The sequence below is a fragment of the Noviherbaspirillum sp. genome (assembly GCF_035254865.1).
GTDB lineage: Bacteria > Pseudomonadota > Gammaproteobacteria > Burkholderiales > Burkholderiaceae_D > Noviherbaspirillum.
Genome location: NZ_DATFAF010000075.1, coordinates 109,822 through 128,101 on the forward strand (window position 1 = coordinate 109,822; position 18,280 = coordinate 128,101).

At 58.2% G+C, this 18,280-nt stretch carries 22 protein-coding genes; 17 read left to right on the forward strand and 5 right to left on the reverse strand.

Annotation, left to right across the window (positions count from 1 at the left end; genetic code table 11):
* Window positions 1-121 precede the first annotated feature (121 nt).
* The 10 genes from VJ651_RS17935 (at window position 122) to VJ651_RS17980 (ending at window position 9,395) form a co-directional block, all read left to right on the forward strand.
* Window positions 122-1,300 carry an acetyl-CoA C-acyltransferase gene (locus tag VJ651_RS17935; protein ID WP_324108748.1) on the forward strand — a complete coding sequence of 393 codons (1,179 nt, stop codon included), beginning with the start codon at window positions 122-124 and terminating at the stop codon, window positions 1,298-1,300.
* Between the two features lie 112 nt (window positions 1,301-1,412).
* Window positions 1,413-3,227 (forward strand): acyl-CoA dehydrogenase, encoded by a 1,815-nt coding sequence (locus VJ651_RS17940; protein ID WP_324108749.1) that lies wholly within the window; start codon window positions 1,413-1,415, stop codon window positions 3,225-3,227.
* Between the two features lie 60 nt (window positions 3,228-3,287).
* Window positions 3,288-4,073 carry an SDR family oxidoreductase gene (locus VJ651_RS17945; RefSeq protein WP_324108750.1) on the forward strand — a complete coding sequence of 262 codons (786 nt, stop codon included), beginning with the start codon at window positions 3,288-3,290 and terminating at the stop codon, window positions 4,071-4,073.
* Window positions 4,073-4,507, forward strand: a complete 435-nt coding sequence (locus VJ651_RS17950; protein WP_324108751.1) for a PaaI family thioesterase — start codon at window positions 4,073-4,075, stop codon at window positions 4,505-4,507. The genes VJ651_RS17945 and VJ651_RS17950 overlap by 1 nt, the downstream gene beginning before the upstream one ends.
* Before the next feature lie 97 nt (window positions 4,508-4,604).
* The gene (locus VJ651_RS17955) at window positions 4,605-5,600 is read left to right on the forward strand and encodes an NADP-dependent oxidoreductase (RefSeq protein ID WP_324108752.1); all 996 of its coding nucleotides are present in this window, start codon (window positions 4,605-4,607) and stop codon (window positions 5,598-5,600) included.
* Window positions 5,601-5,630: 30 nt separating this feature from the next.
* Window positions 5,631-6,560 (forward strand): glutathione S-transferase family protein, encoded by a 930-nt coding sequence (locus VJ651_RS17960; RefSeq protein WP_324108753.1) that lies wholly within the window; start codon window positions 5,631-5,633, stop codon window positions 6,558-6,560.
* A gap of 22 nt (window positions 6,561-6,582) precedes the next feature.
* Complete coding sequence (locus VJ651_RS17965) at window positions 6,583-7,488, forward strand: SDR family oxidoreductase (protein ID WP_324108754.1); 906 nt, start codon at window positions 6,583-6,585, stop codon at window positions 7,486-7,488.
* 13 nt (window positions 7,489-7,501) lie between these two features.
* The gene (locus VJ651_RS17970; RefSeq protein WP_324108755.1) at window positions 7,502-8,398 is read left to right on the forward strand and encodes an alpha/beta hydrolase; all 897 of its coding nucleotides are present in this window, start codon (window positions 7,502-7,504) and stop codon (window positions 8,396-8,398) included.
* A 197-nt stretch (window positions 8,399-8,595) separates the two neighbouring features.
* Window positions 8,596-8,973 (forward strand): thioesterase family protein, encoded by a 378-nt coding sequence (locus tag VJ651_RS17975; protein WP_324108756.1) that lies wholly within the window; start codon window positions 8,596-8,598, stop codon window positions 8,971-8,973.
* Entirely contained in the window at window positions 8,970-9,395 is a 426-nt protein-coding gene (locus tag VJ651_RS17980) for a GNAT family N-acetyltransferase (protein WP_324108757.1), read from the forward strand. The genes VJ651_RS17975 and VJ651_RS17980 overlap by 4 nt, the downstream gene beginning before the upstream one ends.
* Before the next feature lie 5 nt (window positions 9,396-9,400).
* On the opposite strand, the gene VJ651_RS17985 is transcribed toward VJ651_RS17980, so the two are convergent.
* The 3 genes from VJ651_RS17985 to VJ651_RS17995 are packed head-to-tail and all read right to left on the reverse strand — an operon-like array spanning window position 9,401 to window position 11,460.
* Complete coding sequence (locus VJ651_RS17985; protein WP_292933670.1) at window positions 9,401-10,126, reverse strand: NRDE family protein; 726 nt, start codon at window positions 10,124-10,126, stop codon at window positions 9,401-9,403.
* Window positions 10,117-10,404, reverse strand: coding sequence for a DUF4936 family protein (locus VJ651_RS17990; RefSeq protein ID WP_324108758.1), 288 nt, complete (start codon window positions 10,402-10,404; stop codon window positions 10,117-10,119). The genes VJ651_RS17985 and VJ651_RS17990 overlap by 10 nt, the downstream gene beginning before the upstream one ends.
* Before the next feature lie 21 nt (window positions 10,405-10,425).
* Complete coding sequence (locus VJ651_RS17995; RefSeq protein ID WP_324108759.1) at window positions 10,426-11,460, reverse strand: folate-binding protein; 1,035 nt, start codon at window positions 11,458-11,460, stop codon at window positions 10,426-10,428.
* 135 nt (window positions 11,461-11,595) lie between these two features.
* Between VJ651_RS17995 and mltG the strand changes: the two genes are divergently transcribed.
* From mltG to VJ651_RS18030, 7 genes are all read left to right on the forward strand, one after another.
* On the forward strand, window positions 11,596-12,579 hold the full coding sequence (gene mltG, locus VJ651_RS18000; protein ID WP_414691352.1) for an endolytic transglycosylase MltG: 984 nt from the start codon (window positions 11,596-11,598) through the stop codon (window positions 12,577-12,579).
* Between the two features lie 33 nt (window positions 12,580-12,612).
* Entirely contained in the window at window positions 12,613-13,221 is a 609-nt protein-coding gene (tmk, locus tag VJ651_RS18005; RefSeq protein ID WP_324108760.1) for a dTMP kinase, read from the forward strand.
* A 5-nt stretch (window positions 13,222-13,226) separates the two neighbouring features.
* Window positions 13,227-14,267 carry a DNA polymerase III subunit delta' gene (locus VJ651_RS18010; RefSeq protein WP_324108761.1) on the forward strand — a complete coding sequence of 347 codons (1,041 nt, stop codon included), beginning with the start codon at window positions 13,227-13,229 and terminating at the stop codon, window positions 14,265-14,267.
* A gap of 25 nt (window positions 14,268-14,292) precedes the next feature.
* Window positions 14,293-14,682: a PilZ domain-containing protein gene (locus tag VJ651_RS18015; RefSeq protein WP_324108762.1), complete on the forward strand. Its 390-nt coding sequence runs from the start codon at window positions 14,293-14,295 to the stop codon at window positions 14,680-14,682.
* A gap of 17 nt (window positions 14,683-14,699) precedes the next feature.
* A complete protein-coding gene (locus VJ651_RS18020; protein ID WP_324108763.1) occupies window positions 14,700-15,197 on the forward strand; it encodes a GNAT family N-acetyltransferase in 498 nt (165 codons plus the stop codon).
* A 62-nt stretch (window positions 15,198-15,259) separates the two neighbouring features.
* Window positions 15,260-16,060 (forward strand): TatD family hydrolase, encoded by an 801-nt coding sequence (locus tag VJ651_RS18025; protein WP_324108764.1) that lies wholly within the window; start codon window positions 15,260-15,262, stop codon window positions 16,058-16,060.
* A complete protein-coding gene (locus tag VJ651_RS18030) occupies window positions 16,047-16,730 on the forward strand; it encodes an ankyrin repeat domain-containing protein (protein WP_324108765.1) in 684 nt (227 codons plus the stop codon). The genes VJ651_RS18025 and VJ651_RS18030 overlap by 14 nt, the downstream gene beginning before the upstream one ends.
* A 45-nt stretch (window positions 16,731-16,775) precedes the next feature.
* Here VJ651_RS18030 and VJ651_RS18035 read toward each other — a convergent pair whose 3' ends face one another.
* Together VJ651_RS18035 and icmH are read right to left on the reverse strand one after the other, a co-directional pair.
* Window positions 16,776-17,201 carry a hypothetical protein gene (locus VJ651_RS18035; RefSeq protein WP_324108766.1) on the reverse strand — a complete coding sequence of 142 codons (426 nt, stop codon included), beginning with the start codon at window positions 17,199-17,201 and terminating at the stop codon, window positions 16,776-16,778.
* A 310-nt stretch (window positions 17,202-17,511) separates the two neighbouring features.
* Window positions 17,512-18,276 (reverse strand): type IVB secretion system protein IcmH/DotU, encoded by a 765-nt coding sequence (icmH, locus tag VJ651_RS18040; protein ID WP_414691358.1) that lies wholly within the window; start codon window positions 18,274-18,276, stop codon window positions 17,512-17,514.
* Between the last annotated feature and the right edge of the window lie 4 nt (window positions 18,277-18,280).

Below are 18,280 nucleotides of genomic sequence, written 5' to 3' on the forward strand. Positions count from 1 at the left end.
CTAAAAATATGATATTCTGGTGTTTCATTAATTGAGTAGTCCGGTAACCAGACCGTTAAACAAGCGAAAAGCACGAGCACCGATTCGTACAACCAAACCAATTCAACTCAAGGAGCTTCAAATGACTGACGCCGTCATCGTATCCACAGCCCGCACCGGCCTGGCCAAATCCTGGAAGGGTGCATTTAACATGACGCATGGCGCCACCCTGGGCGGCCATGTGCTGAAAGCAGCGATCGAGCGCGCAAAGATCGATGCGGGTGAAGTCGAAGACGTCATCATGGGCTGCGCCACGCCGGAAGGCGCCACCGGCAGCAATATCGCGCGTCAGATCGCCTTGCGCGCCGGATGCCCGGTCACCACTCCCGGCATGACCATCAACCGCTTCTGTTCATCCGGCCTGCAAACGATCGCGACTGCATCGCAGCGCATCATCGCGGGTGAAGGCGACATTTATGCCGCCGGCGGCGTCGAGTCGATTTCCTGTGTGCAGAACGAATCCAACCGGCACATGATCATGGAAACCTGGCTCAAGCAGAACAAGCCGGAAATCTACTGGCCGATGCTGCAGACCGCGGAAACGGTTGCCAAGCGTTACAACATCAGCAAGGAACGCCAGGACGAATATGGCGTGCAAAGCCAGTTGCGTGCAGCGGCTGCCCAGGCGGCCGGCAAGTTCAATGACGAAATCGTTCCGATGACCACCATCATGGGCGTGGCCGACAAGGAAAGCGGCATGCTGATGACCAGGGAAGTCACGATTTCCGCTGACGAAGGCATTCGCGCCGACACGACGCTGGAAGGCGTGTCGAAGATCCGCACGGCGATTCCGGGCGGCGTCATCACCGCAGGCAATGCGAGCCAGTATTCCGACGGTGCGTCGGTGGCCATTGTGATGAACAGCAAGCTTGCAGAGCAGAAGGGATTGCAGCCGCTCGGCATCTTCCGCGGCTTTGCGGTTGCCGGCTGCGAACCGGATGAAATGGGAATCGGTCCGGTTTTCGCCATTCCCAAGCTGCTGAAAAAAGCCGGCTTGAAGATCGAAGACATCGGTTTGTGGGAACTGAATGAAGCATTCGCCGTGCAAGTGCTGTACTGCGCCGACAAGCTCGGCATTCCGATGGATCGCCTGAATGTGAACGGCGGCGCCATCGCCGTTGGTCACCCGTATGGCGTTTCCGGTGCGCGTCTGACCGGTCACGCGCTGATCGAAGGCAAGCGCCGCGGCGCGAAGTACGTCGTTGTCACGATGTGCATCGGCGGCGGTCAAGGTGCAGCCGGCTTGTTCGAAGTCGTGTAAAAAAAGGTGGGCGCTTCGGCGCCCACGTTCGCATTAGGGGGCGTCCGCCCCGGATCGTTGAAATCGCTCACATAGGCGTGCGGCGGCGTGTCCGTGCGCACGGAGGACTATCATGCAATCGAAAATCGTTTCCCGACGCGACCTTGAGTTCGTCCTGTATGAATGGCTGCGGGCGGAGGAGCTGACCGGGCGTGCACGCTACGCCGACCATTCGCGCGAAACGTTCAATGCCGCGCTGGATACCTGCGAACAGATCGCCACCGACTTGTTTGCGCCGCATAACAAGAAGAATGATCAGGAAGAGCCGCACTTCGACGGCGAAAGAGTGCATATCATTCCTGAAGTCAAATCCGCGTTGAAGGCTTTTTGCGAATCGGGATTGATGGCGGCGGGGCAGGATTATGAATTCGGCGGCATGCAATTGCCCTGCGTGATTGAGAAAGCCGGCCTCGCTTATTTCAAGGGCGCCAACGTCGGCACGTCCTCGTATCCATTCCTGACAATCGGCAATGCCAATACGCTGCTCAAATGCGGCTCGCCGGAACAGATCGACACTTTCGTCAAGCCGATGATGACTGGCCGTTTTTTCGGCACCATGTGTTTGTCCGAGCCGCAGGCGGGCTCTTCCCTGTCCGACATCGCGACGCGCGCAGAGCCACAGGCCGACGGCTCCTATCGCCTCAAGGGCAACAAGATGTGGATCTCCGCTGGCGAGCATGAGCTGTCGGAAAACATCGTGCATCTGGTGCTGGCCAAGGTCCCGGACGAGAATGGCAAGCTGATTCCGGGTGTGAAAGGCATCTCGCTGTTTATCGTTCCCAAATATCTCGTGAATCCCGATGGCTCGCTGGGTGAGCGCAACGATGTGGTCCTGGCTGGCCTGAACCATAAGATGGGCTATCGCGGCACCACGAACTGCTTGCTGAACTTTGGCGAAGGCAAGTTCAAACCGGCGGGTAAAGGCGGAGCGGTCGGCTATCTGGTCGGCGAACTCCACAAGGGACTCGCCAACATGTTCCATATGATGAACGAAGCGCGGATCGGCGTGGGACTGGGTGCGGTGATGCTTGGGTACACCGGCTACCTGCACGCGCTGGAGTATGCGCGCGAACGTCCGCAAGGCCGTCACCCGATGGCCAAGGATCCGGCGCAACCGCAGATCCCGATCATCCAGCACACCGACGTCAAGCGCATGCTGCTCGCGCAAAAGACCTATGTCGAAGGAGGCCTGGGCCTGAATCTGTACTGCGCTCGATTGGTTGACGAGGAAAAGACGGCCGGGTCGGAAGAGGCGCGCAAGCACGCCACCCTGCTGCTCGACATCCTGACGCCGATTGCCAAGTCCTGGCCGTCGCAGTGGTGCCTTGAAGCCAACAGCCTCGCGATCCAGGTGCATGGCGGTTATGGCTACACGCGCGAATACAACGTGGAACAGTTCTATCGCGACAACCGTTTGAACCCGATCCATGAGGGAACCCACGGCATCCAGGGCCTCGACTTGCTCGGACGCAAGGTGACGATGCAAAACGGCGCGGCGTTCAAGGCGCTCGGCGTCGAAGTCCAGAAGACGATTGCGCAGGCGCTGGAGGTGGCCGAGCTTGCCGCTTATGCGAAGTCGCTTGGCGCCGTGCTGCAGCGGATTGAGAAAGTCACGCAAAAGCTGTACAGCGCCGGCGACATGAACAAGACGCTTGCGAATGCGTCGGTCTACCTCGAAGCATTCGGCCATGCCGTCGTTGCATGGATGTGGCTGCAGCAGGCCTTGCTATCCGTCGGCAAATCCGGCCATGACGCGGCCTTCTACATGGGCAAGCTGCAAGCCTGCGCGTTCTTCTTCAAATGGGAACTGCCGAAGGTGCAGCCGCAACTCGATTTGCTGGACAGCATCGATACGACCACATTGGAAATGCAGGACGCCTGGTTCTGAACATTACATGGCGCAATGCATGAATCATCAAGCCTGAACAACATACACAAAGGAGACCCCATGCGTACCATCAAACAATTGCTCGATCTGACCGGAAAAACGGCCCTGGTGACCGGCGGCTCGCGCGGCCTTGGCCTGCAAATTGCGGAAGCACTGGGCGAGCAGGGCGCAAAGATCGTTCTGTCCTCGCGCAAGCAGGCCGAGCTCGACGAAGCGGTCGCACATTTGAAAGAGCGCGGTGTCGAGGCCAGCGCCATTGCGGCTGACGTATCCCAAGAGGCAGCGATCGCACCGCTGGTCGCGGAAGCACTCAAGCGCCTTGGCCATATCGATATCCTCGTCAATAACGCGGGCGCAACCTGGGGCGCACCCGCGGAAGACTACCCGCTGGAAGCCTGGGACAAGGTGATGAACCTGAACGTGCGCAGCATCTTCCTGCTGTCGCAAGCCGTAGCCAAGCAATCGATGATTCCCCGCAAGTACGGCCGCATCATCAACGTCGCCTCGATCGCGGGCTTGTCCGGCAACGGTCCGGACAGCATGCAAACGATCGCGTACAACACGTCCAAGGGTGCGGTTGTGAATTTCACTCGCACGCTTGCCGGCGAATGGGGACGGTATGGAATCACGGTCAACGCGCTGGCACCGGGCTTCTTCCCCTCCAAGATGACCAAGGGCGTGCTGGAAAACCTGGGTGAGGAAAACCTTGCCAAACGCGCACCGCTGCATCGCATTGGCGATGACGAAGACCTGAAAGGCGCGGCACTGCTGTTCGCATCCGATGCGGGCAAGCACATTACCGGACAGATCCTCGCAGTCGACGGCGGCGTCTCGGCGGTTCACTGATGGATACATCGAAACCGCAACCGTTTCCGGCCGAGATTCCGTTCTTGCATGACCTCGGAGTGGAGTTCATCCGCATGGCCGACGGCGAAGCACAGGTTGCGCTGACCTTGTCGGAGCGCCACATGAACAGCTGGAATGTCGCCCATGGCGGCATCATCATGACCCTGCTCGACGTGGCGATGTCCATGGCCGGCAGGTCGCTCGATCCGGATGCGCGCGGCGGTGTCACGATCGAGATGAAGACCAGCTTTCTTCAGCCGGGCGGCCATCCTGGCGCGCGGATCGTCGCCAAGGGCAAGGCGTTTCACCGCGCGCGTACGATCTGCTTCTGCGAAGGTGAAGTGTGGAATGACGACAAGCTGGCCGCCAAGGCGATGGGCACCTTCAAGTACCTGAAACGGCTCGACGTCGCCAAGAAACTGGAACACGAGTAGCACATCGCAGTCGGCTCGCACCTGGCGCCACGCATGATGGCGAGGGCGGCAAGCGGGCGGCTGCATTCCTTCATCAATTACGAAAAGAGAGCACCGAATGACTACCTACAAACGCATGGTCCTGGCCTCCCGCCCGAAAGGGGAGGTTGTTCCCGCAAATTTCCGTCTTGAAGAAGCGCCCGTTCCGCCCCTCAAGGACGGCGAAATCCTGATTCGCAACCATTACCTGTCGCTCGACCCGTACATGCGCGGACGCATGGAGGACACGAAGAGCTATGCGGCGCCGCAGCCGATTGGTGAAACCATGATCGGTGCTACCGTGGGTGAGGTCGTCGAATCGAAGAATCCGAAATTTGCGGTGGGCGATAAAGTGCTCGGAATGTTTGGATGGGCTGAGATGGGTATATCTGACGGCGCCATGTTGCGCAAGCTGGACACCACGCATATTCCGCTGCCAGCCTATCTGGGAGCGGTCGGCATGCCAGGTCTGACCGCATGGTACGGATTGACGCAGATCATGCAGCCAAAGGAAGGAGAGACCATCGTTGTTTCCGCGGCCAGCGGCGCGGTCGGGAGTGTCGTTGGCCAGCTGGCGAAGCTGCGCGGTTGCAGGGCAGTCGGGATAGCCGGCGGCAAGGAAAAGTGTGACTACGTAGTCAACGAACTGGGATTCGATGCCTGTATCGATTACAAGGCCGGCAATCTGGTCGCCGACCTTGCAAAGGCGACGCCGAATGGCATTGACGCCATCTTCGAGAATGTCGGCGGCGAAATCTTCGACGCCTGTCTGGCACGCATGAATCCTTTCGGACGGATTGCACTGTGCGGCCTGATCTCCGGCTACAACGGTGAGCCGATGGTCATCAAGAACGTACGTGTTTTCCTGACCATGCGCCTGACCATGCGCGGTTTCATCGTCTCGGAACATATGGATCTGTGGCCGCAAGGCTTGACGGAGCTGGGCACCTTGGTCGCCAGCGGAAAGCTGAAATTCCGTGAATCGATCGCACAAGGGCTGGAAGCCGCACCGGAAGCATTTATCGGACTGCTGAAAGGAAAGAATTTCGGCAAGCAGCTGGTCAAGCTGATCTGAGCCGGACGCTTCTATCCTATCGGAGACTTCATGCCCGCACTCATTTTTCATCACTACGCGAACTCGCCTTTCTCGGAAAAAATCCGGTTGATGTTCGGATTCAAGAAACTCGCCTGGAAGTCCGTGCAAATTCCGGCCGTCATGCCGAAGCCGGATTTGACGGCATTGACAGGCGGCTATCGCCGCACGCCGGTGCTGCAGATCGGCGCTGACGTTTATTGCGACACCGCGCTGATCGCCGATGTGCTGGAGCGTATCTCGCCGACGCCGTCGCTGTATCCGGCGCCGGTCGCAGGATTGGCGCGCACCCTCGCGCAGTGGGCCGATTCCACGCTGTTCTGGACGGCGGTTGCCTATGTTTTTCAACCGGTTGCCATGCCCTATCTGCTGGGTCCGCTGACGCCCGATCAGATGAAAGCATTCGGTGCTGACCGTGCGGCAATGCGCGGCAACGCGCCCCGCATGTCGGCACCGGAAGCGACCGGCAATCTGCGCGAATATCTGCGCCGTCTTGATGACATGCTGGCTGCGAACAAACCGTATTTGCTCGGTGAGCAGGCAAGCATTGCCGATTTTTCCGTTTACCACTGCATGTGGTTCATACAACTTGCGCAGCCGCTTGCGGGAATTCTGGATGAAGCACCGAGGCTCAAGGCGTGGATCGTGCGAATGGCGGAGTTCGGACATCACCAGTCGGAGAAGATGAGCGCCGCCCAGGCGCTGGAAATTGCGCGCGACAGTGCCGCCGCCGAAACCGGTCACTTGCCTTTCGTCGATACGCACGGAATTCCCTTGGGGGAACGCGTTGCAGTCATGCCGACCGACTATGCGCTCGACCCGGTCGAAGGCGAGCTGGTGATCTGTGCGGACAACGAATACGCGATCCGGCGTGAGGATCCGAAGGCGGGCAGCGTGGTGGTGCATTTCCCGCGTCTCGGTTTTCAACTGAAAAAAATCTAAATCACTCAAGGCAGGAGACAACATGAAAGATTTTCGAAACAAGGTAGCCGTCATTACCGGCGGTGCGAGCGGTTTCGGGCGCGAATTTGCCAACATTGGCGCCCGCCTCGGCATGAGGCTCGTCCTGGCCGACGTGCAGCAGGAAGGGCTCGACAAGGCGAAGGCGGAACTGGAAGCGCAGGGAGCGCAAGTGCTGGCCGTCCGATGCGACGTGCGCAAGGCGGAGCAGGTTCAGTCCCTGGCGGACGCGACGATGGAAAAATTCGGCGCGGTGCATCTGGTCTTCAACAACGCCGGCGTGGGTGCAGGTGGCCTGGTCTGGGAAAACTCCGTGGCCGACTGGGAATGGGTGCTCGGCGTGAACCTGTGGGGCGTCATCCATGGAGTACGGATCTTCACACCCTTGATGCTCGAATGCGCAAAGAAAGAATCCGGCTACGAAGGCCACATAGTGAATACCGCCTCGATGGCAGGGCTGCTGAACGCGCCGACGATGGGCATCTACAATGTTTCCAAGCACGCCGTGGTGTCGCTGTCCGAATCGCTGTATCACGATCTCCAATTGATCAAGGCGCCGATTGGGGCATCGGTTCTGTGTCCGTATTTTGTACCCACGGGTATCAATCAGTCGCATCTCCATCGCCCGGACGACCTCAAGAACGATCAGGGACTAACCACGAGCCAGCTCGTTGCCCAGGCGGTGTCCGACAAGGCTGTGTCCTCCGGCAAAGTGAGTGCCGCACAAGTCGCCGAGCGGACCTTCGACGCGATCAAGGAAAGCAAGTTCTATGTCTATTCGCATCCGCACGCGCTCGGCAATGTGCAAACGCGGATGGAAGACATCATTTTGCAGCGCAATCCGAGCGATCCCTACGCTGCCGCGCCGCAGATTCGCGAGATGCTGCAGGCCCAGTTGAACGTTAAATAAGGACGTTACCGACATGAGCGCACCCATTCAACCCGATCAGTATGCATCGCTGCCCAACGGCATTCGTCTGCACTACGCCAGCGCAGGCGAAAAAGGCAAACCTCTGATTCTGTTTGTCCACGGCTTCCCTGAGTTCTGGTATGAATGGGAGGCGCAACTGGGCGAATTCGGACGCGATTATTTCGCCGTCGCGCCGGATCTGCGTGGTTTCAATTTGTCGGACATGCCGACGGATCTTGCTGCCTACAAGGCAAGACATATCGTCGACGATCTGCGGCTGCTGGCGACGCATCTCGGCTACGAGAAATTCATTCTGGTGGCCCACGACTGGGGTGGTGCGATCGCCTGGAATTTCGCGATTGCGCTTCCGCAGTTGCTGCACAGGCTCATCATCGTGAATTCGCCCCATCCCTACCTGTTCATGCAAGCGCTTGCGACAGACCCGGCGCAAAAGGAGGCCAGCGAGTACATGAATTGGTTGCGTGCGGAAGGCTCGGAAAGCGCGCTTGCGAAGGACGATTTCGCACGGCTTGAGCGTATGCTGATCGGCATGGGGGAGGGGCCGGCACCTTGGTTTACCGGCGAGGTGCGTGAGAAATACCATGAGTGCTGGGCGCGCGGTCTCACCGGCGGCGTGAATTACTATCGTGCATCGCCCCTGCATCCGCCGACCGAGAACCATCCCGGGCCGTTGAAGCTGCAATTGAATTCGGCTGATTTCCGGATCAGGATTCCGACTCGGGTCATTTGGGGCGAGAACGACAAGGCACTTCCGAAATCCCTGTTGAATGGCCTGGAGGATCTGATTGATGATCTCAAGGTGGTGCGCATTCCGGAAGGCTCGCACTGGATCATTCATGAGCAGCCGGAGCGCGTCAATCGCCTGATTCGCGGTTTTCTTTCGGAGTAATGCCCGCCCGCCGGTCCTGCGGATCGGACTGTGTTCCGTGCCAGATTCAGGTTGAAAATTCAGTGCGCTCTGCTTGTCGATAATGCAGAGCGTCCAAATCGGTCATAATTGTCGACCGAACTTTTTCTCTCATCGATATGGCACGTGAAGATTTTTCCTTTTTCCATTCCCTGCGAGTGCGCTGGGCGGAAGTCGATATGCAAGGTATTGTCTTCAACGGGCACTACCTGACGTATTTCGATGTGGCGTTTACCGAGTATTGGCGCGCGACCGGATTGCCTAGCGTTCTGCAACAGGCGAGCGACGGCCGCGAAATGTTCGCGCGCAAGGCCACCATCGAATACCAGGCGCCGGCGCGGTTCGACGATATTCTCGACATCGGTGTGCGATGTGCGTCTTTCGGCCGGACATCGGTACGCTTTGTACTGGAGATTCATCTCGGCGACCAGCATCTGATCTCGGGCGAACTGGTGTATGTCTATGCCGATACCACAGCCCGCAAAGGCGTGCCCTTGCCGGAGGAATGGCGGGCCAGGTTGACTCAGTTCGAAAAACTTGCTCCGGAGGCCGCATGAGCATCGATGTGAAAGTCGGCGACTGGGCCATGCAGCGGACCAACGCGCAAGCGATACGCTATGAAGTATTCGTGGTCGAGCAAAAGGTGCCGCTGGAGATGGAGTGGGATGACATGGATCCGCTGTGCATACATGCCGTGGCATACGGAGCTGGCGGAGAGGCGATTGGCACAGGGCGTTTGCTGCCGGACGGGCACATCGGTCGCATGGCGGTCATGAGAGGGATGCGCGGGCAGGGTGTAGGCGGCGCGCTTCTTGAGTCATTGATGAATGAGGCCAGAAAACGCGGCGATACCGCCGTGATCCTGAATGCGCAAACCCAGGCCGAGTCCTTTTACCGGCGCTTTGGTTTCATGCGCGAGGGTGAGGAGTTCATGGAGGCCGGCATACCGCATATCGCGATGCGGTATGACTTCCCGTGACCTGACTAGCGGATGACGCGCTCGCGGAGCTGCGCAGTACTGCCGGAACGCAGTTGCGCGACGGTCGAAGCGCGCGTCCCGTATTCCGGCGATTCGATGCAGACGGCGGACAGTACACGTTCCCATTCCAGGCTGACGCCGGTCTTCGGAAGACGGCAATCCGAGGCGCGCGTCGTATCGGTCAGCATATCGAAATAGGCGTCCTCCGGCGCGCCCTGGCACAAGAGGCTGGCGAATTGCGCTTTGGTGCGAACCACCTTCGGCCACGGCGAATCGAGCGAGCCGTTCGACAAGCCATAGATGCCGGGCGGCAGAGGCTTGCCGTTGCGCTGATCGTCCTCCGCACGGTTGGAATACCAGATCAGGTTGTCTTGATCGGCAAGCAACAGATTGAAGCCGTTGAAGCGATGCGCGCCATGCGAAATCGTGTCCAGGTATTCTTCCGGCGACATATCGCCGGCGAGATAGTCGGCAACCAGTGCACCGCGCGTTGGCGCATCATCGCGCTTTTCGGAGGGCGCGCGGATATTCGTAATGGCTGCGAAACGGCCGTCGCGCGTCACGCCCAGCCAGGTGCCGCCGCCTCGCAGGTCGCGTCCGGCGTAGACATGCGGATGATCGTTCCACCACGCTGCGGGCGAAGCGGGGCGATCATAGAATTCATCACGATTGCCGGCGGCAACCAGCGGCATACCCGGAACGACCTGCCAGGCAAAAACGATCAAGCACATGTAGAGATATCCACAAAAAATTCTGTATTGCGAGGGCCATCGATCAGAGCGGCCAATCCTGCTTGCGCGACTACGCGTTCAAGCGTCGCCTCGAAACCGCTTGGCACGGACGCGTAGATCTCCATCCAGGTCTGCCGTCCATCCTTTTCTTCAGGGCGACGCTTCAGTCCAGTGACGATACCATATTCCTGCGAAGCCCATCCTTGCACCGCCGCCACCTGCTCGCGCAGTGCCGCGGCGTTCTTCTCAAGAACGCGATAGTAGATATACATGTCCATGCTTGCTCGGTGCGCGGCCGGTCAAGCGGGAAGCGGATAGGGCAGCATGCCGAACTTGAGCGCGGGACCCTCGGCGGAACCGAGGTGAATGGTCCCGTCTTCGCCAGCCGCTATTTTCATCTCAACCAGGCAATCGATGCCGCCTTGCAGATTCGACGCGGCATTCACGATTTGACCGCAGGGCTGACCGGGATCTGCGCTGGAGAATATCTCCATGCCCGGCCTGACATCCGTCGTCTCCACGGATGCCAGCAGCATGCGGCGCTTGAGCTTCCCGAGGTATTGGCTGCGCGCGACGATTTCCTGGCCGGGGTAGCAGCCTTTCTTGAAGTTGACGCCGCCGATTAATTCAAAATTGATCATCTGCGGCACGAACTGTTCCTGTGTGGCTTGCGTGACCTGTGGAACGCCCGCGTGGATATCGGTCAGGCGCCACAGCGAAGTGGCGACCGGGGTGAAGGTATTGATCAATTGCGGCCAGGCCTCCTCGGCAACGGCGAGGGGAGCGATCCATTGATAACGCGCTTGTCCAAGTGCGTCGGGCAGTCGGATCAGGCTGCCGGCTGGTGCATCGATCTTCGCAAACGGGCTGGCGGGCAGTGCCGGGAACCAGGTCGACAATGCCGCTGCGGTGGATGGACCGCCGAGGCCAAGCACCGCGTGATTATCCGTGGCATCGTTCAGTTTCACCTTCGCGCGCAACACGAACATCTGCAAGCGTTTTTGAACGGCGGGCTGGATAGGGCGGGACAACTGCAGCATGATTGCGTCCGCGCTTGTCCACATCAAAAACGTCGCGAGCAGCCGCCCCTTGGGCGAACAATAACCGGCCAGGCGCGCTTCCGATGGGGGCAGGTGTTCGACATCGTTGGTCAGTTGGTTATGCAGAAAGCTTGCGGCGTCCTCACCCGTCGCGGCGATCAAGCCGACATCCGTCAGCGGCGCCATGAAGTTCCTTGGAAGCTCCGCCGGGCGGGTGAACTCCACCAGCGGCGTACCGGAGGAATCATCGATGCGTGCCTCGTGCTGACTCAAAAATTGCAACCATGCGTTCATAAATACAGTCCTACCTTAAAGAAATGCTGGTTTAGCCATTATCATCTTGGGTTGATTATAGTGAGGTCTGAGAAATGCGTCCGAACATCATCGGATGCCGCTGTCAGACGAACATGAATTTTGCAGGGTTTTGTTTTGATCAGGAAATTACTTCTTTTTGTCATTGTTTTTTCCCTCTTATCGGCCGCCACAGTGACATTCTGGGCGCACCAGCCCATCATCGGCATGGGGGGAAAACCGATCGAGTTCTCCATCAAGGCCGGTAGCGGCGTGCGCAGCAGCGTCGAACAGATCGCCAGCGCCGGCGTTCCGGTCAATCCGACTCTGCTCGGCTTTCTGGCGCGCTTGAGCGGCAAGAGCGGCAGGTTAAAGGCAGGCAATTATGAACTAAAGCCCGGAACCACACCGCTTGCGCTGATCGATCAACTGGCGCGGGGCGAGTTCGCGCAGGAGGCCTTGGTGATCATCGAGGGTTGGACCTTCAGGCAAATGCGGCAGGCGGTTGCCAGTCATCCCGCGCTCAAGCACGATACCGCCGCGCTGTCGGACCAGGAACTCCTCGCGAAGATCAACCCGCAATACAGCAAGCCCGAGGGCTTGTTTTTCCCGGACACGTACCTGTTCGCCAAGGGGGCGAGCGACCTGCAGGTTTACAAGCAGGCGCACTCCCTGCTGCAGAAACGCCTGAACGAGGCCTGGGGCAGGCGCGACCCTTCCTTGCCTTACAAATCACCCTATGAGGCCTTGATCATGGCATCGATCGTGGAGAAGGAAACCGGGCAGAAATCCGAGCGCAACATGATCGCAGCCGTCTTCATCAATCGCCTCAAGCGGGGCATGCTGCTGCAAACCGATCCGACCGTTATCTACGGCATGGGCGACGCATTCAAGGGCAATATCCGCAAGCGCGACCTCGAGACGGATACGCCTTACAACACCTATACCCGCGCCGGCCTGCCGCCGACGCCGATCGCATTGCCGGGCGCGGAGTCGCTCGAGGCGGCACTCAATCCCGCCAATACGGATGCGCTCTACTTCGTCTCGCGGGGAAATGGCACCAGCGTATTTTCCAGCAACCTGAACGACCACAACCGCGCGGTGAACAAATACCAGCGATAATGCCGGCTGTATCGAGAACAAGAAATCGCATTCATGACACTTGGCAAATTCATCACTTTCGAGGGGATCGACGGCGCCGGAAAGTCCACGCATCTGGCGTTTGTCGCAGACTTGCTCAAGTCTGGCGGCAGGACTGTGATCGTCACGCGCGAGCCGGGCGGCACGCCGTTGGGCGAGAAGCTGCGAGAGCTGCTCCTGCATGAAAAAATGCATCTTGAAACGGAAGCCCTGCTGATGTTCGCAGCGCGCCGGGAACATATTGCGGAAGTGATCGAGCCTGCCTTGGAGCGCGGCGATTGGGTTATCTCCGACCGCTTCACGGATGCGACTTTTGCTTATCAAGGCGGCGGCAGAAAACTCGACTTGGACAAACTGGAAGCCCTGGAGCAATGGGTTCATCCCCATCTTCAACCCGACCTGACCTTGCTGTTCGATGTGCCGCTCGAGGTGGCGCGCGCTCGCCTCGACGCGACGCGCGAACTGGATAAGTTTGAGCGGGAACAGGCGGAGTTTTTCCAGGCCACCCGGCAGGAATATTTGCGCCGTGCGGCGCAATTTCCCGCCCGTTTCAAAGTAATCGACTCGACCCAGGCGATTTCTGTCATACAGAAAGAGCTTGCGGAAATCATTGCAGGCATGTGAAGCCTATGACCCAGGCACTATATCCCTGGCAGCACGCCGCGTGGCAGCAGCTTCAGCAGTTGAGGCCGCGTCTGCCTCACGCCATCCTGTTCCACGGCCCGGAAGGCATCGGAAAGACCGATTTCGCGGAGCATTTTGCGCAATCCCTGCTTTGCCAGGCGCCGTTACCGGACGGGCATGCATGCGGCCGGTGCGACCCATGCGGCTGGATTGCACAATACAACCACCCGGATTATCGGCGCGTCCGTCCTGAGGTACTGGACGAGGATGACGCAGGCGATACTGAAGATGCGGAGGCGGGCGACGGCAAGAAGTCGGCCAAGGCCCCAAAAGCGCCATCCAAAGAGATCAAGATCGATCAGATTCGGGCACTTGCCGATTTCATGAATGTATCGACGCACCGCCAGGGCATGCGCGTCATTCTCCTGTACCCGGCGGAAGCGCTGAACACGGCAGCCGCCAATGCCTTGCTCAAGACATTGGAGGAACCACCACCGCAGACCATGTTCCTGCTGGTTTCCAACAGTCTTGACCGCCTGCTGCCGACAATTTTGTCGCGATGCCGAAAGTTTGCGCTGTCAATGCCGTTACAGGAAGAAGCGCTGGCTTGGTTGCAGGAACAAGGGGTGGGTGATGCCGATGTCTGGCTGGCCGAGCAGGGCGGCGCACCGCTCGCCGCCCAGGCCCTGGCACAGACCGAAGAGCGGGAGGTCCTGGATGAATTTCTTCGTGCGCTGGCCAGGCCGAGTGTGGAAACCGCGCTGAAAGTCGCCGAGAAGCTGCAGAAAACGTCCGTTGCCAACCTGGTCGCGTGGTTGCAACGCTGGCTATACGACGTGTTTTCTCTCAAACTTTCGGGCAAAATCCGGTATTATCCGCGATACCAGAAAGAACTTGCCGCATTGGCAAAGCGGGCCGACGTCGGCGATCTGCTGCAGGCGCTGAAATCGGTCAAGGACAGACGTGCCATTGCGGAGCATCCGCTGGCGGCCAAGCTTTTTATTGAAGATATGTTGCTGGAATATTCATCCATTTTTCCTTCATGATGTCGTCCGAACTTAAAGGTTAGTCATGGCCGAAACTCCTGCGATCCAGACCTCATCCGCCGGGGGCGCCAACGTTGCGCGCCCGTCCGTTCTGTCGCTGCCCATCAAGGAAAAAGCGGCGTTGTATGCCGCCTACATGCCGTTCCTCGCCAACGGCGGGATTTTCGTTCCGACCAACAAGACGTACAAGCTTGGTGACGAAATCTATCTGATCCTGACCCTGATGGACGATCCGACGAAATATCCGATCGCCGGGAAGATTGCCTGGATTACTCCTGCCGGCGCGAACAACAACAAGGCGCAAGGCATCGGCGTCCACTTCTCATCCGACGAGAGTGGACTGCGCGTCAAACACCGCATCGAGGAGCTGCTCGGTGCGGCATTGCGTTCTTCACGCGCGACGCATACTCTATAAAACCGCATTTCCCAGCAATGACCTACTCGCATCGCCTCGCACGCTTCGAAGATTTGCCCGCCATCGTATCCATCTATAACAGCACGGTCGCATCACGCCAGGTGACGGCGGATACCGAGCCCGTTATCGTTGAATCGCGCCATGCCTGGTTCGCCGAACATCACCCGGAAAGACGGCCCTTGTGGGTGGCGGAGGCGGACGGGCAGATCATCGGCTGGCTGTCCTACTCGAATTTTTACGGACGGCCGGCGTATTCCGGCACTGCGGAGCTATCGATCTATCTTCATGAAGCGGCTCGCGGGAAGGGACTCGGCCAGTATTTTTTGACACAGGCCATCGAATTCGCGCCGAAGATCGGTGTTCATACCTTGCTTGGCTTTATCTTCGGGCACAACTTGCCAAGCCTGAAACTGTTTGAACGATTCGGCTTCGCAAGCTGGGGCCACCTGCCGCGCGTGGCGACACTGGACGGTGTCGAACGAGACCTGATCATCGTCGGCAAGCGGATCGCCTGAGCGGAATTCCGCTGGCTCGGCGTCAAGACCCGGATACGCCCGAGGGCGTAAAATGTGCCCCCATGTATATCGATTCTCATTGCCACATCAATTTCCCGGAGTTGTCTGCCCGCTTGCCGGATATTTTCCGCAAGATGGAAGAGAATGGCGTCACGCACGCGCTCTGCGTGTCGGTTGACCTGCCGGAATTTCCGCAAGTACTTGAACTTGCGGAAAAATATCCGAACATCTATGCCTCGGTCGGTGTTCATCCGGATTATGAAGAAACGCCGGAGCCCAGTGCGGATGACCTGATCCGCTTATCCAGGCATCCCAAAATTATCGGGATCGGTGAAACGGGACTGGATTATTACCGGCTCGAAGGCGACCTTGAGTGGCAGCGGGAGCGCTTTCGCAGGCACATCAGGGCGTCGCGCACCACCGGCAAGCCGTTGATCATCCATACCCGTTCCGCCTCTGAGGACACAATACGCATCATGCGCGAGGAGGGTGCTGGAACCGATGCGGGTGGCGCCGGCGGGGTGATGCACTGCTTTACCGAATCCTTGCAGGTTGCGGAAGCTGCAATGGACATGGGCTTTTACATCTCCTTCTCCGGGATCGTTACCTTCAAGAGTGCAAAGGAACTGCAGGCAGTTGCGCGCGCCGTTCCGCTCGAACGCATGCTCATTGAAACCGATGCGCCATATCTTGCCCCGGTACCGCACCGTGGCAAGATGAATGAACCCGGTCTGGTTCGCCACGTCGCCGAATACCTGTCCACCCTGAAGGACATTCCGCTCGAACGCGTCGCGCAGCAGACAAGCGACAATTTCTTCAAGCTGTTCAAGTTATCCCGGTGCGGCACCAATGCTGAAACTTGAACGGAATCGCAAGCGCAGAAAAACTATCGGGATGCTGGGTATCGCCGGGATAGTTCTTGGTATCCCTGGCGCGGGATTCGCCGGGGCTTACGACGATTTCTTTCGTGCGGTCAAAGCGGATGAAGTGGGCACCATCAAATCGCTGCTGGCGCGCGGATTGGATCCGAACCTGATTGAAGCGGAGCGCGGAGATACCGGGCTGATTCTGGCATTGCGCGATGGTTCTATGCGCGTATTCGAATTGTTGCTCAACGCTCCGGATGTCAATCTTGAGGCGAAAGCATTCAATGGCGACACGGCGCTGATGATCGCGTGTTACAAGGGAAACAAGGCGGCCGTTGAGGCACTTCTCGCAAAGGGCGCGGAAGTCAACAAACCCGGCTGGACGCCTTTGCATTATGCGGCAGCCATCGGCAATAACGATATCGTGCAAATCCTGCTGGACAAGTCCGCGTATATCGACGCCGAATCACCGAACAAAACCACGCCGATCATGATGGCTGCACGCGGCGGGCATATCCTGACCGTCAAGCTGCTGCTTGATGAAGGCGCGGACGCGACTCTCAAGAATGAGCTCGGCATGAGCGCGATCGACTTCGCGGAAAAGCATGGGCACAAGGATATTGCCGAGGGCTTGACCTATCGTTTGAAAAAAGCCGGCAAGCAATAACCCGCTGCCTGCACAGACATTCAATTCAATACAGTCAAGCGACGCTCAGTCGAAGCCGATTCGGTTGCCCCATACGCCGTAATGCACGGTCTTGTTGGTTTTCATGAAGTATTTTTTGAGCGCTGCGAGGTCTGAAACGACATCGGGCGGGAAACCCTGGCGGTCGCCGCGAACATCGGTGATCAAGTCATCCATATAACGTTCGCACTGAAGAGGGCGTTTCCATATTTCCGCAAGCCGGTTGGCGATGCGCGGAAACTTGAGCGCCAGTGCATTCGGGCGTGCTTCCTTGGGAAGCGTTGCCAGCCATTTGAAGGTTGCTGGTGCCAGATCGTTGGCGTTTTGCGAGGGAAGTCGGCTGGGAGTCCAGTTTTTCTTCGGTGGCGGTGCAGTATCCACTTTCGCAATCGGCCCATGTACCGATGCTTTCGCTTCTTCCAGAGATACTGTTTCGTAGGGAATCGAGTCCATCGTACCAACCTCCAACCAAGTGCAAGACAAACAGAGCGAGCAGGTGTTGCCCCGGGTTGCGTTGTTAGCTGATATCGATTCTTGTTGGGGCGCCGGCGGTAAAGCTGAAAAATCCAGGAAATTTACAATTTGTTAAAGCTTCGCAATGTTACACTGACTAAATATGTTAATTAATTGATAATTCAAATCGCCTGTCTGACGCCTATGCATCTACACTATGGTCGCGGAAGGAAGGAGAGTCCGGCGCAAACCGTGTCCGGTTCGCGCGGCGTGAAACGGATAACTTCGCTTCGGAAAGCGTCAACGCTGATCAGGGAAAGCTGATCGTGATATTCGCAATTTTCGGCGTCAGCTTGACGATATCGAAGTAGGCCCCGAGCGTCGTATTGGTGTCCTGCGCGAGCAGCCAGGCGAGGCCTGCATAGGTCACAAGCCCGAGAAATGCGAGGACTGTCGCGATAATCCAGATCGGAATCTCGGCTCTCATCATGTGCTTGATGTTATCCGGCGACTTCCAGTGCGGGGCGAACTGAGGGCGTTTGCCCTTCAAATGCGCGATTTCCTTGTCCAGCGTGGCGATCAGATAGTTCAGCTTTTCCTTGCTTTCCAAGGCATATTTGCCTTGAAAGCCTGTGAGCAAGCACATGTAGAACACCTCGAGCGTCTGCACACTGCTCTGTCCGCGTTCCCGGACAGACTCCAGCTCCTTGAAGAAATTTTCACCCGCCAACTGATCGCCGAACAGCATTAGTTGCAGTGGGGCGCGCTCCCACGTATCGCGAATTGCCATCTCCGAAGACAAAATGGTCTCGTCCACAGCCGCGCAAAAAGCATACTTCGCCGCATAGATGTCGTCGATCGACACATTCATGCGACGCGCGTTGCGCTCGAAATTATCGAGCAAGCGGCGAATCTGGGTTGCAAACTGATCCGCGTCGGCCGGAACGTACCGATTCTTCAGCAACAGGAGCAGGTAAAAACCGTCGTGCATCAGATCGATCAGGGTGCGCGGCGCATGATTTGGTTCCTGGCGCAATGGGGTACCTTCCGCAAACAAGGACGGGGCCGGCGAAATGGTG

What these genes read in the sequence shown, in the direction of transcription:
- VJ651_RS17935 (WP_324108748.1), top strand. Translation starts at nt 122, where the DNA reads ATGACTGACGCCGTCATCGTATCCACAGCCCGCACCGGCCTGGCCAAA.
- VJ651_RS17940 (WP_324108749.1), top strand. Translation starts at nt 1,413, where the DNA reads ATGCAATCGAAAATCGTTTCCCGACGCGACCTTGAGTTCGTCCTGTAT.
- VJ651_RS17945 (WP_324108750.1), top strand. Translation starts at nt 3,288, where the DNA reads ATGCGTACCATCAAACAATTGCTCGATCTGACCGGAAAAACGGCCCTG.
- VJ651_RS17950 (WP_324108751.1), top strand. Translation starts at nt 4,073, where the DNA reads ATGGATACATCGAAACCGCAACCGTTTCCGGCCGAGATTCCGTTCTTG.
- VJ651_RS17955 (WP_324108752.1), top strand. Translation starts at nt 4,605, where the DNA reads ATGACTACCTACAAACGCATGGTCCTGGCCTCCCGCCCGAAAGGGGAG.
- VJ651_RS17960 (WP_324108753.1), top strand. Translation starts at nt 5,631, where the DNA reads ATGCCCGCACTCATTTTTCATCACTACGCGAACTCGCCTTTCTCGGAA.
- VJ651_RS17965 (WP_324108754.1), top strand. Translation starts at nt 6,583, where the DNA reads ATGAAAGATTTTCGAAACAAGGTAGCCGTCATTACCGGCGGTGCGAGC.
- VJ651_RS17970 (WP_324108755.1), top strand. Translation starts at nt 7,502, where the DNA reads ATGAGCGCACCCATTCAACCCGATCAGTATGCATCGCTGCCCAACGGC.
- VJ651_RS17975 (WP_324108756.1), top strand. Translation starts at nt 8,596, where the DNA reads ATGCAAGGTATTGTCTTCAACGGGCACTACCTGACGTATTTCGATGTG.
- VJ651_RS17980 (WP_324108757.1), top strand. Translation starts at nt 8,970, where the DNA reads ATGAGCATCGATGTGAAAGTCGGCGACTGGGCCATGCAGCGGACCAAC.
- VJ651_RS17985 (WP_292933670.1), bottom strand. Translation starts at nt 10,126, where the DNA reads ATGTGCTTGATCGTTTTTGCCTGGCAGGTCGTTCCGGGTATGCCGCTG.
- VJ651_RS17990 (WP_324108758.1), bottom strand. Translation starts at nt 10,404, where the DNA reads ATGGACATGTATATCTACTATCGCGTTCTTGAGAAGAACGCCGCGGCA.
- VJ651_RS17995 (WP_324108759.1), bottom strand. Translation starts at nt 11,460, where the DNA reads ATGAACGCATGGTTGCAATTTTTGAGTCAGCACGAGGCACGCATCGAT.
- tmk (WP_324108760.1), top strand. Translation starts at nt 12,613, where the DNA reads ATGACACTTGGCAAATTCATCACTTTCGAGGGGATCGACGGCGCCGGA.
- VJ651_RS18010 (WP_324108761.1), top strand. Translation starts at nt 13,227, where the DNA reads ATGACCCAGGCACTATATCCCTGGCAGCACGCCGCGTGGCAGCAGCTT.
- VJ651_RS18015 (WP_324108762.1), top strand. Translation starts at nt 14,293, where the DNA reads ATGGCCGAAACTCCTGCGATCCAGACCTCATCCGCCGGGGGCGCCAAC.
- VJ651_RS18020 (WP_324108763.1), top strand. Translation starts at nt 14,700, where the DNA reads ATGACCTACTCGCATCGCCTCGCACGCTTCGAAGATTTGCCCGCCATC.
- VJ651_RS18025 (WP_324108764.1), top strand. Translation starts at nt 15,260, where the DNA reads ATGTATATCGATTCTCATTGCCACATCAATTTCCCGGAGTTGTCTGCC.
- VJ651_RS18030 (WP_324108765.1), top strand. Translation starts at nt 16,047, where the DNA reads ATGCTGAAACTTGAACGGAATCGCAAGCGCAGAAAAACTATCGGGATG.
- VJ651_RS18035 (WP_324108766.1), bottom strand. Translation starts at nt 17,201, where the DNA reads ATGGACTCGATTCCCTACGAAACAGTATCTCTGGAAGAAGCGAAAGCA.